Origin of the sequence: Pseudomonas guariconensis, assembly GCF_900102675.1 — a bacterium.
Classification (GTDB): domain Bacteria; phylum Pseudomonadota; class Gammaproteobacteria; order Pseudomonadales; family Pseudomonadaceae; genus Aquipseudomonas; species Aquipseudomonas guariconensis.
This window is the reverse complement of the sequence record NZ_FMYX01000002.1, coordinates 268,794-285,905: the sequence shown is the minus strand read 5'-3', so window position 1 is coordinate 285,905 and position 17,112 is coordinate 268,794. Positions and strand designations below refer to the sequence as shown.

Genomic DNA, 17,112 nt, shown 5'->3' with positions numbered 1-17,112 from the left:
CAGCGTCTCACGGCGCGCGCCAGCCGACCAATGGCGTAGGGTGAAAACCAAGGGACTAGGGAACCGAGGCGGCTTTTTGTCTTCTAAGCTGTCTGCAGGCCACCATGCCTGTGCCTTCATCTCCAGGAGTGTCCCTTCATGTCGTTGCGTTCCCTCGCCCTGTTGTCCTTGTGCGTCGTCCTGACCGCTTGCAGCAAGATCAACCAGGAAAACTATTCCAAGCTCAAGACGGGCATGAGCAAGGCTGAAGTGGAGCAACTGCTCGGCACCCCGGCCGAGTGTTCGGGCGCGTTGGGCATGAGCAGCTGCACCTGGGGGGACGAAAAGAGCTTCATCAGCGTGCAGTATGCGGCGGACAAAGTCCTTATCTATTCCGGGCAGGGTCTCAAATGAAGCGTTTGCACCTGCTGTTGGCGTTCTGCGCGGTAGTCGTCCTGGGTGGCTGCGCCACTTCGGCGACCGATCCTCTGGTACCCAAGACTGCCGGAAACATCGACCTCAAGCGCTATGAAGGCAAGTGGTTCGAGCTGGCACGCTTGCCGATGCTGTTCCAGCGTGACTGCGCCCAGTCCGAAGCCCACTACAACCTGCGGCCCGATGGCACGATGGGTGTGCTCAATCGCTGCCGCATGTTCGATGGCGAATGGCTGCGCGCCGAAGGTTCGGCCTGGCCGCAGGAGCCGGGGCACAATGACCGGCTGTGGGTAGAGTTCAACAATTGGTTCACGAAGCTGGTGCCGGGCGTGGCCAAGGGCGAGTACTGGGTGCTGTATGTGGACGAGCGCTACCGCACGGCGATTGTCGGCAGCCCGGACCGCAAGTACCTGTGGCTGCTCGCGCGAACCCAGACCCTGCCGGCGGTGGAGCGCGAAAGCCTGCTGGCCAAGGCGCGTCAGCAAGGCTATGACACTACCCGCCTGATCTGGCGTGCCTCGGACAAGCAGATCGTCGCTTCGCACTAATTCAGGCAGGTAGAACGCAATCGCGGCGGTCCGGCATAACGGGCCGCCGCGATTGCGTTTGGGCAGGTGACGGATCAGTCCAGCAACTGACGCAGTACCTCCATGAACGCTCGAGCGCTCGCTTGCTCCTGCGCGTGGCGGCCCTGGCGCACAACCCATTGCCCATTGACCATCACGTCGCGCACCTGGCGATCGCCCCCGGCGAACAGCCAGCGATTGAGGATCCCATCACCGCTGGCTGTGGCGAGGTAGGGGTCCTGTCCATCCAGCACCAGCCAATCGGCGCGTTTGCCGACAGCCAGCTCGCCGACAGCCTGGCCCATCGCTTGGGCGCCGCCGACCAAGGCTGCGTCGTACAAGGTACGACCGACCATTGGCTGGTCGCCGCGATACAGCCGGTTGCGGCGCTGGTCACGCAGGCGCTGGCCGTATTCCAGCCAGCGCAATTCCTCCACGACGCTGAGTGACACATGGCTGTCCGAGCCGATGCCCATGCGCCCACCTTGGGCCAAGAAGTCGACGGCGGGGAAGATGCCGTCGCCCAGGTTGGCTTCGGTGGTCAGGCACAGGCCGGCCACGGCATGGCTGCGGGCCATTGCGCTGACCTCGTCGGCCTCGGCGTGAGTGGCATGGACCAGGCACCAGCGCGCGTCTACCTCGACATTCTCATAGAGCCACTGCAAGGGACGGCGACCACTCCAGGCCAGGCAATCGTCGACTTCCTTCTGTTGCTCGGCGATATGGATGTGCACGGGGCACGCCTGGTCGCCGGCAGCCAGCACTTCGGCGATCTGCTGCGGCGTGACTGCGCGCAGGGAGTGGAAGCACAAACCCAGGCGCTGGGCTGGCTGGGCCGCCAAGTGCGGGGCGAGGCGCTCCTGCAGACGCAGGTACTGCTCGCTGGAGTTGATGAAGCGGCGCTGGCCCTCGCTCGGCGCCTGACCGCCGAAGCCTGCGTGGCTGTAGAGCACGGGCAGCAGGGTCAGGCCGATACCCGTGTCGGCGGCGGCGGCGCTGATACGCAGCGACAGCTCGCCCGGGTCGGCGTAGGCGTGGCCGTTGTGGTCGTGGTGGACGTAGTGGAACTCGGCGACCGAGGTGTAACCGGCCTTGAGCATCTCGATGTACAGCTGGCGGGCGATGACCTGCACTTGCTCGGGGGTAATGCGCCCGACCAGACGGTACATCAGGTCGCGCCATGTCCAGAAACTGTCGTTAGGGTTGCCAGCCACTTCCGCCAGGCCTGCCATCGCACGTTGGAAGGCGTGGGAGTGCAGGTTCGGCATGCCCGGCAGCACCGGACCACCCAGGCGCTCGGCGCCTTCGGCCGAGGCGTCGGCCTCGACATGGGTCAAGCGGCCATCCTCGGCAACTTCCAGGCGGACATTGCTGGCCCAGCCAGTAGGCAGCAGGGCGCGTTCGGCGAAAAAGGCAGGCATCGGGGAAAATCCTGTTATTGTTTAACTTGTATATACATATACAGGCGTTTGCCTGCCGGGTAAACTGCGGCAAGCTACCGCTCAATCAAATTGCACAAGGATTCAACGCCGTGCCGACACCTCCTGTCTCCGCGCTGGTTGCCCAGATGGGCGAAGGGCCGGCGCCGCTCTACGCCCGGGTCAAGCAGATGATCGTCCAGCAGATCGAAAATGGCAGCTGGCCGCCGCATCACCGGGTACCGTCCGAGAGCGAGCTGGTCAGCCAACTGGGCTTCAGTCGCATGACCATCAACCGTGCCCTGCGAGAGCTCACCGCAGAAGGGCTGCTGGTGCGCATGCAGGGCGTTGGCACGTTCGTCGCCGAGCCCAAGACCCGTTCGGCGCTGTTCGAGGTCAACAACATCGCTGACGAGATCGCCGGCCGTGGCCATCAGCATAGCTGCCAGGTCATCCGTCTCGCCGAGGAGACCGCCGGTTCCGAGCGCGCCCTGGCCTTGGACATGCGCGAAGGCCAGCGGGTGTTCCATTCGCTGATCGTGCACTACGAGAACGGCGTGCCGGTGCAGATCGAAGATCGCTACGTCAATGCCCAGATCGCCCCGGACTACCTCAAGCAGGACTTCACCCTGCAAACGCCCTATGCGTACCTTTCGCAGGTCGCGCCACTGACCGAGGGCGAGCACGTGGTGGAGGCGATCCTCGCCGAACCCGAGGAATGCCGATTGCTGCAAATCGAGCAAGGTGAGCCTTGCTTGCTGATTCGCCGCCGCACTTGGTCCGGTCGCCAGCCGGTGACTGCGGCGCGGCTGATCCACCCCGGTTCCCGTCATCGCCTCGAAGGACGATTCAGTAAATGACTCATTTGCAGTTGCTGCGTGCCAAAGATTACCCGCGCATGCCTTGGAAGAACGGTGGCGGTTTCACCGAAGAGATCACCCGCGACTCCGGCGAAGGCCTGGATGGCTTCGGCTGGCGCCTGTCGATCGCCGACATCGAGGAGTCTGGTGGATTTTCCACCTTCGCTGGCTATCAGCGGATCATCACCGTGCTGCAAGGCGATGGCATGCGTTTGCTGGTCGATGGCCAGGCCAGCCGGCCGCTGCTGCCGTTCGACGCCTTTGCTTTCAATGGCGAAAGCCAGGTCAGTTGCAAGCTGCTCGGTGGCGCGATCCGCGATTTCAACCTGATCTACGCGCCGCAACGCTACCGCGCGCGGTTGCAGTGGTTCGACGGCACCAGCCGGATATTCAGCTCGGCCTCGACGGTATTGCTGTTCGCCGCCAGCGGGCAGGTAGAGGTGTCGGCATCGGGACAGGCCAAGCAGCAGCTCGGTTTGTATGACTGTCTGCACCTGGAAGGCAATGACGGATTGCTCGGGTTGGATGTGCAAGGGCGGTTCTGCCTGATCGAATTGATGCCGCGGTAAACCCGGCATTGTGAAAGGGGCTGCTGCGCGGCCTGATCGCGGGTTTTCCTGCGGTTGGGTCGCGCAGCGGCCCTTTTTGTTTTTCGGCTTCCCGAGGAACGGTACGAAAAATTTGGTTGTCCATGCTTGTACATACAAGTAAAGGTGTGTTTGTATATTCACATCGACACACCGCCGTCGACCTGACCGCAGAGGACATTCCCGTGACCGACAACAACAAATACCGTGACGTAGAAATCCGCGCCCCGCGTGGCAACAAGCTGACCGCCAAGAGCTGGCTGACCGAAGCGCCGCTGCGCATGTTGATGAACAACCTCGACCCTCAGGTCGCCGAGAATCCGAAGGAGCTGGTGGTCTACGGCGGTATCGGCCGTGCCGCACGTAACTGGGAGTGCTACGACAAGATCGTCGAGACCCTGACCCGCCTGGAAGACGACGAGACCCTGCTGGTCCAGTCCGGCAAGCCGGTCGGTGTCTTCAAGACCCACGCCAATGCCCCGCGCGTGCTGATCGCCAACTCCAACCTGGTGCCACACTGGGCCAACTGGGAACACTTCAACGAACTGGACGCCAAAGGCTTGGCCATGTACGGCCAGATGACCGCCGGCAGCTGGATCTACATCGGCAGCCAGGGCATCGTCCAAGGCACCTACGAAACCTTCGTCGAGGCCGGACGTCAGCACTACGACGGCAACCTGACCGGCAAATGGGTCCTGACCGCAGGCCTGGGCGGCATGGGCGGCGCCCAGCCACTGGCCGCGACCCTGGCCGGCGCCTGCTCGCTGAACATCGAATGCCAGCAGAGCCGCATCGACTTCCGCCTGCAGACCCGCTACGTGGACGAGCAGGCCAAGGACCTGGACGACGCCCTGGCGCGCATCGCCAAGTACACCGCCGAAGGCAAGGCCATCTCCATCGCCCTGCACGGCAACGCTGCTGAAATCCTGCCTGAACTGGTCAAGCGGGGCGTGCGCCCGGACATGGTCACCGACCAGACCAGCGCCCACGACCCGCTCAACGGCTACCTGCCGGCCGGCTGGACCTGGGAGCAGTACCGCGACCGCGCCCAGACCGACGCCGCTGCGGTGGTCAAGGCCGCCAAACAGTCCATGGCCGTGCACGTACAAGCCATGCTGGACTTCCAGAAAATGGGCGTGCCGACCTTCGACTACGGCAACAACATCCGCCAGATGGCCAAGGAAGAAGGCGTGGCCAATGCCTTCGACTTCCCAGGCTTCGTGCCGGCTTACATCCGTCCGCTGTTCTGCCGCGGTGTCGGCCCGTTCCGCTGGGCGGCGCTGTCCGGCGACGCCGAGGACATCTACAAGACCGACGCCAAGGTCAAGGAACTGATCCCGGACGACGCCCACCTGCACCGCTGGCTGGACATGGCCCGCGAGCGCATCAGCTTCCAGGGTCTGCCGGCACGTATCTGCTGGGTGGGCCTGGGCCTGCGCGCCAAGCTGGGCCTGGCGTTCAACGAAATGGTCCGCAGCGGCGAGCTGTCGGCACCGATCGTCATCGGCCGCGACCACCTGGACTCCGGCTCGGTCTCCAGCCCGAACCGCGAAACCGAAGCCATGCGTGACGGCTCCGACGCCGTCTCCGACTGGCCACTGCTCAACGCCTTGCTCAACACCGCAGGCGGCGCCACCTGGGTTTCGCTGCACCACGGCGGTGGCGTGGGCATGGGCTTCTCCCAGCACTCGGGCATGGTCATCGTCTGTGACGGTACCGACGAAGCGGCCGCGCGTATCGCTCGCGTGCTGACCAACGACCCAGGGACTGGCGTGATGCGTCACGCCGATGCCGGCTACCAGATCGCCATCGACTGCGCCAAGGAACAGGGCCTGGACCTGCCGATGATCACGGGCTGATCGACGTTCCTTTGGTAATTGCCGAACAACGTTGATACTGAAAACAAGAAGGGGCCTGCGGGCCCCATGCGAATTGGAGTAGCGAAGTGACCGAACTGACTCTCAAGCCCGGCACCCTGACCCTGGCCCAACTACGGGCCATCCATGCAGCGCCCGTGCGCCTGCAACTGGATGCCAGCGCCGACCAGGCCATCGACGCCAGCGTTGCCTGCGTCGAGCAGATCATTGCCGAAGACCGCACCGCCTACGGCATCAACACCGGTTTCGGCCTGCTGGCTTCGACCCGCATCGCCAGCCATGACCTGGAAAACCTGCAGCGCTCGCTGGTGCTGTCCCACGCCGCCGGTATCGGCGCGCCGTTGGACGACGACCTGGTGCGTCTGATCATGGTCCTGAAGATCAACAGCCTCAGCCGCGGCTTCTCCGGCATCCGTCGCAAGGTCATCAACGCGCTGATCGCCTTGGTCAACGCCGAAGTCTATCCACACATCCCGCTCAAGGGCTCGGTCGGCGCCTCTGGCGACCTGGCACCGCTGGCGCACATGTCGCTGGTCCTGCTGGGTGAGGGCAAGGCACGTTACAAAGGTCAGTGGTTGCCTGCCACCGAGGCTCTGGCCGTCGCCGGCCTGGAGCCGCTGACCCTGGCTGCCAAAGAGGGCCTGGCCCTGCTCAACGGCACTCAGGCGTCCACCGCCTACGCCCTGCGCGGCCTGTTCCATGCCGAAGACCTGTACGCCGCAGCCATCGCCTGTGGCAGCCTGACCGTCGAAGCGGCCCTGGGCTCGCGTTCGCCGTTCGACGCACGTATTCACGAAGTCCGTGGCCAGCGCGGCCAGATCGACACCGCGGCCTGCTTCCGTGACCTGCTGGGCGACTCCAGCGAAGTGTCCCGCTCCCACGAAAACTGCGGCAAGGTCCAGGATCCGTACTCCCTGCGTTGCCAGCCGCAAGTCATGGGCGCCTGCCTGACCCAACTGCGCCAGGCCGCCGAAGTGCTGGCGATCGAGTCCAACGCTGTGTCGGACAACCCGCTGGTCTTCGCTGCCCAGGGTGACGTCATTTCCGGTGGCAACTTCCACGCAGAACCTGTGGCCATGGCCGCCGACAACATCGCCCTGGCCATTGCGGAGATCGGCGCGCTGAGTGAACGCCGCATCTCGCTGATGATGGACAAGCACATGTCCCAGCTGCCGCCGTTCCTGGTGGAAAACGGCGGCGTCAACTCCGGCTTCATGATCGCTCAGGTCACCGCGGCCGCCCTGGCCAGCGAGAACAAGGCCCTGTCGCACCCGCACAGCGTCGACAGCCTGCCGACCTCCGCCAACCAGGAAGACCATGTGTCCATGGCGCCGGCCGCCGGCAAGCGTCTGTGGGAAATGGCCGAAAACACCCGTGGCGTCCTCGCCATCGAGTGGCTGGGCGCCTGCCAGGGCCTGGACTTGCGTGAAGGCCTGAAGACCTCCGCCAAGCTGGAGCAGGCCCGTCTGGCCCTGCGCCGTGAAGTCCCGCACTACGACCGTGACCGCTTCTTCGCGCCGGACATCGAAGCCGCTGCCGAGCTGCTGGCCAAGGGTTGCCTGACCGGCCTGCTGCCAGCTGGCGTACTGCCCAGCCTGTAATACCCTCGGGGCCGCTCGCGGCCCATCGCAGGCTTCGCCAGCGCCCGCAGGATCGCAACTGCCTGGAGGCGCTGGCGAAGCCTGCGATGGGAGGCGAAGCGGCCCTTGTAGCCATCACCGGCAGAACAATAATAAGGGTGCGAAATGCAAGAAGGTCTCAAGCGCGGGCTAACGGCTCGGCACATTCGTTTCATGGCGCTCGGTTCCGCGATCGGTACCGGGCTGTTCTACGGTTCGGCATCGGCCATCCAGATGGCCGGCCCGGCAGTGCTGCTGGCCTACTTGATCGGTGGCGCGGCGGTCTTCATGGTCATGCGGGCCCTCGGCGAGATGGCCGTGCACAATCCGGTGGCCGGCTCCTTCGGTCACTACGCCAGTACCTACCTCGGCCCCATGGCGGGCTTCATCCTCGGCTGGACCTACGCCTTCGAGATGGTCATCGTCGCCATCGCCGATGTCACCGCGTTCGGGATCTACATGGGCTTCTGGTTCCCGGAAGTAGCCCGCTGGATCTGGGTGCTGGGCATCGTCTTCATCATCGGCGGCCTTAACCTGTGCAACGTCAAGGTTTTCGGTGAGATGGAGTTCTGGCTATCGCTGCTCAAGGTCGGCGCCATCGTGGCGATGATCCTGGCAGGTTTCGGCATCATGATCTTCGGCATGGGCCAGGCCAGCACTGGTGCCACTGTCGGTGTGAGCAACCTGTTCAGCCACGGCGGCTTCATGCCCAACGGCATCAGCGGTCTGATCGCCTGTTTCGCGGTGGTGATGTTCGCCTTTGGCGGCATCGAGATCATTGGCGTCACCGCCGGTGAGGCGAAAGATCCTCAACGCGTCATTCCCAAGGCGATCAACGCTGTACCGCTGCGTATCCTGCTCTTCTACGTGCTGACCCTGTTCGTACTGATGTGCCTTTACCCGTGGCCGCAGATCGGCAGCCAAGGCAGCCCGTTCGTGCAGATCTTCAGCAACCTGGGCATCGGCTCGGCGGCCGCGGTGCTGAACATCGTGGTGATTTCGGCGGCCGTCTCGGCCATCAACAGTGACATCTTCGGCGCTGGCCGCATGATGTATGGCCTGGCCCAGCAAGGCCATGCGCCTCGCAGCTTCGGCAAGCTGTCCAAGCACGGCGTGCCGTGGATGACCGTGCTGGTGATGGGCGCTGCGTTGCTGATCGGCGTGGTGCTCAACTACGTGATCCCAGAGAACGTGTTCCTGCTGATCGCCTCGATCGCCACCTTCGCCACCGTGTGGGTATGGCTGATGATCCTGATGAGTCAGGTGGCCATGCGCCGCAGCATGACACGCGAGCAGATCGCCGAGCTGAAATTCCCGGTACCGTTCTGGCCTTATGGGCCGGCAATGGCCATTGCCTTCATGTTGTTCATCTTTGGTGTGCTCGGTTACTTCCCGGACACTCAGGCCGCGTTGATCGTCGGCGTGATTTGGGTGGTGTTCCTGGTGGCCTCCTACCTGCTGTGGTGCAAGCCACGGGCAGGGCAGGGCCAACGGGTTCGCGAGCCGGCCGAGCTGCACCGCTAGTCACGGAGAACGCTTATGAGAACCCTCTGGCAGCACTGCCACGTGGCGACAATGGCCCAGGGCCTTTACTCGATCATCGAGGACGCCGCGATCGTCACCAACGCCGGGTTGATCGAGTGGATCGGCCCGCGTGGCGAGGTACCCGTGGTCGGTGCCGAGCGCACGGTGGACCTGGGCGGCGCCTGGGTCACCCCGGGCCTGATCGACTGCCATACCCATGCGGTGTTCGGCGGCAATCGCAGCGGTGAGTTCGAGCAGCGCCTGCAGGGCGTCAGCTATGCCGAGATCGCGGCCAACGGCGGCGGTATCGCCAGCACCGTACGGGCGACCCGCGCGGCCAGCGAAGACGAGCTGCTGGCCAGTGCTCGTCAGCGGGTCAAGGCGTTGATGCGCGATGGCGTGACCACCTTGGAGATAAAATCCGGCTACGGCCTGGACCTGGCCAACGAGCGCAAGATGCTCAGGGTCGCTCGGCGTCTGGGTGAGGAGCTGCCATTGACCGTGCGCAGCACCTGCCTTGCCGCCCACGCCCTGCCGCCAGAATATGCTGGCAGGGCGGATGACTACATTGCGCATATCTGCGAAGAAATGCTCCCGGCCCTGGCCGAAGAGGGCCTGGTGGACGCCGTCGATGCCTTCTGCGAACACCTGGCGTTCTCGCCGGCCCAGGTCGAAAAAGTCTTCATCAAGGCAAGTGAACTGGGCCTGCCGGTCAAGCTGCATGCCGAGCAGTTGTCGTCGCTGCACGGCTCGAGCCTGGCGGCACGCTACCAGGCGCTGTCGGCCGACCACCTGGAGTTCATGACCGAGGAAGACGCCATCGCCATGGCCGAGGCCGGCACTGTCGCCGTGCTGTTGCCGGGCGCGTTCTACTTCCTGCGCGAAACCCAGTTGCCGCCGATGGATGCCTTGCGCCGCCATGGCGTGAAGATCGCCCTTGCCAGCGACCTCAATCCGGGCACCTCGCCCGGGCTGTCGTTGCGCTTGATGCTGAACATGGGTTGCACCTGCTTCCGTATGACGCCTGAAGAAGCCCTGGCGGGCGTGACCGTGCATGCGGCCACGGCCTTGGGGTTGGGCGAAAGCCATGGCTCGCTTGAGGTGGGCAAGGTCGCGGATTTCATCGCCTGGCAGATCGAGCGCCCGGCGGATCTGAGCTATTGGCTCGGCGGCGACCTGCCCAAGCGGGTGGTGCGCCTGGGTCATGAGATATCCAACTGAGTGAGGGCACATGGACAAGGTATTGAGTTTTCACCAGGGCCAGCTGCCGCTGCTGATCAGCATGCCTCACGCAGGCCTTGGCCTGACCGACGCCGTGCGTGACGGCTTGGTCGAGCAGGCGCGCAGCCTGCCAGACACCGACTGGCACATCCCACGTCTGTACGATTTCGCCAGGGACCTGGGTGCCAGCGTGGTGGCCGCCCAGTATTCGCGGTTCGTCATCGACCTGAACCGCCCGGATGACGACAAACCGTTGTACGCCGGCGCCACCACAGGCCTGTACCCGGCGACGCTGTTCGAGGGTGAGCCGTTGTTCAAGGCGGGCCAGGAACCCTCAGCCGATGAGCGCAAAGGCTACCTGGAGCACATCTGGCGTCCTTACCACGATACGATCCGCCAGGAGCTCGCGCGCCTGCGCGAGATTCACGGCTATGCCCTGTTGTGGGATGCCCACTCGATCCGCTCGGTCATCCCACACCTGTTCGACGGCAAGCTGCCGGACTTCAACCTGGGGACCTTCAGCGGCGCCAGCTGTGACCCGGTCCTGGCCGAGCGTCTGCTGGGTGTCTGCGCGCAGGCCCAGGGCTATACCTGCGTGCTCAACGGGCGCTTCAAGGGTGGGCACATCACCCGTCATTACGGCGATCCGGCGAACCACATCCATGCGGTGCAACTGGAGCTGGCGCAGAGCACCTATATGGAAGAGCTCGAGCCGTTCAAGTACCGCGAGGACCTGGCCCAGCCGACCCAAGTGGTGCTCAAGCAGTTGCTCGAGGCCGTCCTGGCCTGGGGCAGGGAGCGCTACGGGCGGTAGGTCCGCTGTCCTGTTCGCCGGTCTACCCGCTTCCACAGGTTCATCGCCAGAGCCGTGGAAGCGGGGATTCCCGCGAACGGCCCCGCACACATCCACCTGTTTCACCGTGACACATGCTCAAAGCGCAATTCAGGTTTATGATGCCAGGCGGCAGATTAAATCCTCACACGGAGTGCGCAATGCAGACCCTGTACCCGCAGATCAAACCCTACGCCCGGCACGATCTGGCCGTGGAAGCACCGCATGTGCTGTATGTAGACGAAAGCGGATCGCCAGAAGGTCTGCCGGTGGTATTCATCCACGGTGGCCCCGGCGCGGGCTGCGATGCCCAGAGCCGTTGCTACTTCGACCCTACCCTCTACCGCATCATCACCTTCGACCAGCGCGGCTGTGGCCGATCGACTCCGCATGCGAGCCTGGAAAACAACACCACCTGGCACCTGGTCGAGGACCTGGAGCGCATCCGTGAGCACCTGGGCATCGACAAGTGGGTGCTGTTCGGCGGCTCCTGGGGCTCCACCCTGGCCCTGGCCTATGCCCAGACCCACCCCGAGCGGGTCCATGGCCTGATCCTGCGCGGCATCTTCCTGTGCCGCCCGCAGGAGATCCAATGGTTCTACCAGGAAGGCGCCAGCCGCCTGTTCCCCGATTATTGGCAGGACTACATCGCGCCGATTCCGCCGGAGGAGCGGGGCGACTTGGTCAAGGCCTTCCACAAGCGCCTGACCGGCAACGACCAGATTGCCCAGATGCACGCGGCCAAGGCCTGGTCGACCTGGGAAGGCCGGACCGCGACCCTGCGTCCCAACCCTCTGGTGGTCGATCGCTTCTCCGAGCCGCAGCGCGCGCTGTCCATCGCGCGTATCGAGTGCCACTACTTCATGAACAACGCCTTCCTCGAGCCGGACCAGTTGATCCGCGACTTGCCGAAGATCGCCCATTTGCCGGCAGTGATCGTCCATGGTCGCTATGATGTGATCTGCCCGCTGGATAACGCCTGGGCGTTGCACCAAGCCTGGCCCAACAGCGAGCTAAAGGTGATCCGCGACGCAGGCCACGCCGCCTCCGAGCCGGGGATCACCGACGCCTTGGTGCGCGCTGCCGACCAGATGGCCCGGCGCCTGCTCGACCTGCCTCTGGAAGAAGCATGAAAGGGCTGCTGCAGCGCGTACGCGGTGCGCGCGTCGAGGTAGAGGGCCAAATCGTCGGCTCGATCGATCAGGGCCTGCTGGTGCTGGTGGCCGTCGAGCCGGGGGATACCCGTGAGCACGCCGACAAGCTTCTGCACAAGCTGCTCAACTACCGGGTATTCAGCGACCCCCAGGGCAAGATGAACCTGTCCCTTAAGGACATCGGCGGCGGCCTGCTGCTGGTGTCCCAGTTCACCCTGGCCGCCGACACTCGCAATGGCATGCGTCCCAGCTTCTCCACCGCTGCGCCGCCAGCGCTCGGCGTCGAGATATTCGACTATCTTCTTGAGCGGGCCCGCGCCGCCCATGGCGATGTCGCCAGCGGCCGATTCGGGGCGGACATGCAGGTGCATTTGGTCAATGATGGCCCCGTAACATTTATGTTACAAATATGAGGTTAAAAAACCCCTTGTTTGAAGGAAAACAAGTGGGTTTGTACGATAAATAGTTGTTTCAGCCTGATGCGTTGTAACGCGCCCTGCTGGATAATCGCGCGCTGCGTGAGCCTACGTTCGTAGGCTCGTTTCACTCTGACTCGAGCACTGTCTGGAACCGTTTGGGGAATCATTAGGCCCTTACGGGGTCCGAACAGTGCTCGCCAACCCGGCATTGGTCGCTGGCCGTTGGTTTCATGATCTGTTTTCGGCGAGGGTTGCTCGTGATTGTTAGTCCCTGTATTGCACAAAGAATCCCCGGAAATCGGCTTCGCAAGGCCCTGGCGGCAGGCGTCGCGCTGGTTGGCCTGATGAGCGCTGGCCAGCTTTGGGCATTCAATCTTGACGATGTTGCAGCCAAGGCAAAGGATCTCGCCGGTCAGAAGTACGAAGCACCGAAGAGCAACCTGCCAGCGGTCTTCCGTGACATGAAGTTCGGGGACTACCAGAAAATCCGTTTCATCCAGGAAAAGGCCGAGTGGGCCAAGGACAAGACGCCGTTCAAACTGTCCTTCTACCATCAGGGCATGCACTTCGACACGCCGGTGAAGATCAACCAGGTCACCGCCACCAAGGTCGAAGAAATCAAGTACGACCCGAGCCGCTTCGAGTTCGGCGACGTCCCGCACGACCCCAAGACCGTCGAAAACCTCGGCTATGCCGGTTTCCGCGTGCTCTATCCGATCAACAAGGCCGACAAGCAGGACGAGATCATGACCCTGCTTGGCGCCAGCTATTTCCGCGTCGTCGGCAAGGGCCACGTGTATGGCCTGTCCGCCCGTGGCCTGGCCATCGACACCGCGCTGCCGTCGGGCGAGGAATTCCCGCGCTTCACCGAGTTCTGGGTCGAAAAGCCAAAGCCGACCGACAAGCACCTGGTGATCTACGCCCTGCTGGATTCGCCACGCTCCACCGGCGCCTACAAGCTGACCCTGCGTCCAGGCAGCGATACCCTACTGGACGTCAAGTCCAAGGTCTTCCTGCGTGACCATGTCAGCCGCCTGGGCGTTGCCCCGCTGACCAGCATGTTCCTGTTCGGCGCCAACCAGCCGTCCAAGGTCCTCAATTACCGCCCGGCCCTGCACGACTCCGAGGGCCTGTCGATCCACGCGGGCAACGGCGAATGGCTGTGGCGCCCGCTTAACAATCCCAAGCATTTGGCCGTGAGCAGCTTCAGCGTGGAGAACCCCCGTGGTTTCGGCCTGCTGCAGCGCCAACGTGAGTTCAGCGCCTACGAAGACCTCGACGACAACTACCAGAAGCGTCCAAGCGCCTGGGTCGAGCCGCGTGGCGACTGGGGCAAGGGCACCGTCGACCTGGTCGAGATTCCGACCGCCGACGAGACCAACGACAACATCGTGGCCTTCTGGAGCCCAGAAAAGCTGCCTGAGCCTGGCAAGCCGATGGAGTTCGAGTACCGCCTGCGCTGGACCATCAACGAGTCCCAACTGCACTCGCCAGAGCTGGGCTGGGTCAAGAAGACCATGCGCTCCACTGGTGATGTGAAACAGTCCAATTTGATCCGCGAAGCCGATGGCAGCGTGGCTTTCCTGGTCGACTTCGAGGGGCCGACCCTGGCCGCCCTGCCGGAAGACACCGCCCTGCGCAGCCAGGTCAGCGTCGGCGACAACGCCGAGGTGGTCGAGAACAACCTGCGCTATAACCCTGAAACCAAGGGCTGGCGCCTGACCCTGCGACTGAAGGTCAAGGATCCGAGCAAGTCCACCGAGATGCGCGCCGCACTGGTGCGTGACGTTCCGGTGGAACCGGCCAAACCGGCCAAGGAAGGCAAGCAGGACAAGGCCGCAGCCAAGCACGCCAAGGCCGAGAAAGCCGCCAAGGCTGAACAACCTGCCGCCGATGCGGCACCCACCAACGGGGCACCGGCCACCACCGAAAAAGTGATGACCGAGACCTGGAGCTATCAGTTGCCTGCCGATGAGTAACTCAAGCGCACGGCCAGAATCGCTTGGCGAATACCTGGCCCACCTTCCCCTGAGCGATGAGCAGCGCGCGGAACTCGCCAGCTGCCAATCGTTCAGTGAGCTGCACCAACGCCTGGCGGCCCGACCGGCCGCCAACCCCGCCGCGGCCGTGCAGGCCTCGGTGGGCCCACGCCTGACCGTGGGTAGCGCCGCCGAGCTCGAGGACGCCGAAATGCTCGGCGTCGACGGCAGCGGCCGGCTGTGCCTGAAGATCGCACCGCCGATCAAGCGTACCCGCGTAATCCCCGAGCCATGGCGCACCAACATCCTGGTGCGCATGTGGCGCCGGCTCACCGGGCGCACCAATGCACCGCAACCGCCCAAGCGCGAGTTGCCACCGGCCCGCTGGCGCCGGGTCGGCTCCCTGCGCCGCTATATTCTCCTGGCCTTGATGATCGGGCAGACCCTCGTTGCCGGCTGGTACATGAAGGGCATCCTGCCGTACCAGGGCTGGTCGTTCGTTTCGCTCGACGAAATCATGGCCCAGTCGCTCTGGGAGTCGGTGGTGCAGGTCTGGCCCTATGCTTTGCAGACGAGCATCCTGATCCTGTTCGGCATCCTGTTCTGCTGGGTGTCGGCGGGCTTCTGGACCGCGCTGATGGGCTTTCTCGAATTGCTCACCGGTCGTGACAAGTACCGCATCTCCGGCAGCAGCGCCGGCAACGAGCCGATCGCGCCCCAGGCGCGTACCGCGCTGGTCATGCCGATCTGCAACGAAGACGTGCCACGGGTGTTCGCCGGCCTGCGTGCGACCTTCGAGTCGGTGGCCGCCACGGGCGACCTGGACCGGTTCGACTTCTTCGTGCTCAGCGACACCAACGACACTGACATCGCCGTGGCCGAGCAACAGGCCTGGCTGGACGTGTGCCGTGAGACCAAGGGCTTCGGCCGTATCTTCTATCGCCGCCGCCGTCGTCGCGTGAAGCGCAAGAGCGGCAACCTGGACGACTTCTGCCGTCGTTGGGGGGGCGAGTACAAGTACATGGTCGTGCTCGACGCCGACAGCGTCATGAGCGGTGAGTGCCTGACCAGCCTGGTACGCCTGATGGAGGCCAACCCGGACGCCGGCATCATCCAGACCGCGCCCAAGGCCTCGGGCATGGATACCCTCTATGCGCGCCTGCAGCAGTTCGCCACCCGCGTCTATGGCCCGCTGTTCACCGCCGGCCTGCACTTCTGGCAACTGGGCGAATCGCACTACTGGGGCCATAACGCGATCATTCGCATGAAGCCCTTCATCGAGCATTGCGCCCTGGCGCCATTGCCGGGCAAGGGTGCGTTCGCCGGTGCGATCCTCTCCCACGACTTCGTCGAGGCCGCGCTGATGCGCCGTGCCGGCTGGGGTGTGTGGATCGCCTATGACCTGCCGGGCAGCTACGAAGAACTGCCGCCGAACCTGCTCGATGAACTCAAGCGCGACCGGCGCTGGTGCCACGGCAACTTGATGAACTTCCGACTGTTCCTGGTCAAGGGCATGCACCCGGTACACCGCGCGGTGTTCCTGACCGGTGTCATGTCGTACCTGTCGGCGCCATTGTGGTTCTTCTTCCTGGTGCTCTCGACCGCGCTGCTGGCGACCAACACGCTGATGGAGCCGCAGTACTTCATCGAGCCGTTCCAGCTCTACCCGCTGTGGCCGCAATGGCATCCGGAGAAGGCCATCGCGCTGTTCTCCACCACCGTCGTGCTGCTGTTCCTGCCCAAACTGCTCAGCGTCATCCTGATCTGGGCCAAGGGCGCCACGGAGTTCGGGGGGCGCATCAAGGTCACCGTGTCGATGCTGATCGAGATGCTGTTCTCCATGCTGCTGGCGCCGGTGCGGATGATTTTCCACACCCGCTTCGTCCTGGCCGCGTTCCTCGGCTGGGCGGCGACCTGGAATTCGCCGCAGCGTGACGACGACTCCACGCCGTGGAGCGAGGCAGTCCGTCGCCACGGTCCGCAGACGCTGCTGGGCATCGCCTGGGCGGCCTTGGTGGCTTGGCTGAACCCAAGCTTCCTGTGGTGGCTGGCGCCGATCGTGGGCTCGCTGGTGCTGTCGATTCCGGTCTCGGTGATTTCCAGCCGTACGCGCCTGGGCCTGGCGGCCAAGGACGAGAAGCTGTTCCTCATCCCCGAGGAATACGCGACGCCGCAGGAGCTGCTGGCGACCGACCAGTACACCCATGAGAACCGCTGGCATGCCCTGCACGACGGCTTCGTTCGTGCGGTGGTCGACCCACGGCAGAACGCCCTGGCGTGCGCCATGGCTACCGCACGCCATGGTCAGGCCGCGCCGATCGAGGCGTTGCGCATCGAGCGTGTGGCCAAGGCCCTGGAAGTCGGGCCCAAGGGCCTGGATGGCAACACCCGCCTGGCGCTACTGAGCGACCCGGTGGCGCTCTCGCGCCTGCATGAGCAGGTATGGGCATCGAACAACGAGGCCTGGATCGGGGTATGGCGCAGCTCCATCACCAACGATCCACACTCGCCGCTGCTGCCGTTGCACCCGGAAAACCAGGCCCAGCCTTCACTGGTCGGCGCCTGATTCCCCAAGGGCCGCTTTGCGGCCCTTTTCCCAGGCTTCGCCAGAGTCCTCCGGTGTCTTCACCGAACCTGTGGAG

General features: G+C 64.1%; 14 protein-coding genes. 13 read left to right on the top strand and 1 reads right to left on the bottom strand.

From position 1 onward, the window contains the following. Window positions 1-138: 138 nt before the first annotated feature. Both bamE and BLS27_RS04185 read left to right on the top strand, forming a co-directional pair. Window positions 139-393, top strand: a complete 255-nt coding sequence (gene bamE / locus BLS27_RS04190) for an outer membrane protein assembly factor BamE domain-containing protein (protein WP_043212571.1) — start codon at window positions 139-141, stop codon at window positions 391-393. Next, window positions 390-962 carry a lipocalin family protein gene (locus BLS27_RS04185; protein WP_090343297.1) on the top strand — a complete coding sequence of 191 codons (573 nt, stop codon included), beginning with the start codon at window positions 390-392 and terminating at the stop codon, window positions 960-962. Before bamE ends, BLS27_RS04185 begins: the two co-directional genes overlap by 4 nt. A 74-nt stretch (window positions 963-1,036) precedes the next feature. Here the strand turns inward: BLS27_RS04185 and BLS27_RS04180 are convergent, their stop codons facing one another. Next, entirely contained in the window at window positions 1,037-2,401 is a 1,365-nt protein-coding gene (locus BLS27_RS04180; protein WP_090343294.1) for a formimidoylglutamate deiminase, read from the bottom strand. A gap of 146 nt (window positions 2,402-2,547) precedes the next feature. Between BLS27_RS04180 and hutC the strand changes: the two genes are divergently transcribed. The 11 genes from hutC (at window position 2,548) to mdoH (ending at window position 17,036) form a co-directional block, all read left to right on the top strand. After that, a complete protein-coding gene (gene hutC / locus BLS27_RS04175) occupies window positions 2,548-3,258 on the top strand; it encodes a histidine utilization repressor (RefSeq protein ID WP_208599403.1) in 711 nt (236 codons plus the stop codon). Beyond that, window positions 3,255-3,827, top strand: a complete 573-nt coding sequence (locus BLS27_RS04170) for a HutD/Ves family protein (RefSeq protein ID WP_090343289.1) — start codon at window positions 3,255-3,257, stop codon at window positions 3,825-3,827. Before hutC ends, BLS27_RS04170 begins: the two co-directional genes overlap by 4 nt. A gap of 203 nt (window positions 3,828-4,030) precedes the next feature. Beyond that, complete coding sequence (gene hutU / locus BLS27_RS04165) at window positions 4,031-5,704, top strand: urocanate hydratase (protein ID WP_090343286.1); 1,674 nt, start codon at window positions 4,031-4,033, stop codon at window positions 5,702-5,704. Window positions 5,705-5,790: 86 nt separating this feature from the next. Then, on the top strand, window positions 5,791-7,323 hold the full coding sequence (gene hutH, locus BLS27_RS04160; protein WP_043207115.1) for a histidine ammonia-lyase: 1,533 nt from the start codon (window positions 5,791-5,793) through the stop codon (window positions 7,321-7,323). 144 nt (window positions 7,324-7,467) lie between these two features. Then, complete coding sequence (locus BLS27_RS04155; protein ID WP_043207117.1) at window positions 7,468-8,865, top strand: amino acid permease; 1,398 nt, start codon at window positions 7,468-7,470, stop codon at window positions 8,863-8,865. A 15-nt stretch (window positions 8,866-8,880) separates the two neighbouring features. Next, on the top strand, window positions 8,881-10,086 hold the full coding sequence (gene hutI, locus BLS27_RS04150) for an imidazolonepropionase (protein ID WP_090343283.1): 1,206 nt from the start codon (window positions 8,881-8,883) through the stop codon (window positions 10,084-10,086). A 10-nt stretch (window positions 10,087-10,096) separates the two neighbouring features. After that, window positions 10,097-10,900, top strand: a complete 804-nt coding sequence (gene hutG / locus BLS27_RS04145; protein ID WP_090343280.1) for an N-formylglutamate deformylase — start codon at window positions 10,097-10,099, stop codon at window positions 10,898-10,900. A 179-nt stretch (window positions 10,901-11,079) separates the two neighbouring features. Continuing rightward, the gene (gene pip, locus BLS27_RS04140) at window positions 11,080-12,051 is read left to right on the top strand and encodes a prolyl aminopeptidase (RefSeq protein ID WP_043207123.1); all 972 of its coding nucleotides are present in this window, start codon (window positions 11,080-11,082) and stop codon (window positions 12,049-12,051) included. Continuing rightward, window positions 12,048-12,485, top strand: coding sequence for a D-aminoacyl-tRNA deacylase (gene dtd, locus BLS27_RS04135; protein ID WP_043207126.1), 438 nt, complete (start codon window positions 12,048-12,050; stop codon window positions 12,483-12,485). The genes pip and dtd overlap by 4 nt, the downstream gene beginning before the upstream one ends. A 263-nt stretch (window positions 12,486-12,748) precedes the next feature. Beyond that, on the top strand, window positions 12,749-14,470 hold the full coding sequence (locus BLS27_RS04130; protein ID WP_043207342.1) for a glucan biosynthesis protein G: 1,722 nt from the start codon (window positions 12,749-12,751) through the stop codon (window positions 14,468-14,470). Next, window positions 14,463-17,036: a glucans biosynthesis glucosyltransferase MdoH gene (gene mdoH / locus BLS27_RS04125; protein WP_090343277.1), complete on the top strand. Its 2,574-nt coding sequence runs from the start codon at window positions 14,463-14,465 to the stop codon at window positions 17,034-17,036. The genes BLS27_RS04130 and mdoH overlap by 8 nt, the downstream gene beginning before the upstream one ends. Window positions 17,037-17,112: the final 76 nt, after the last annotated feature.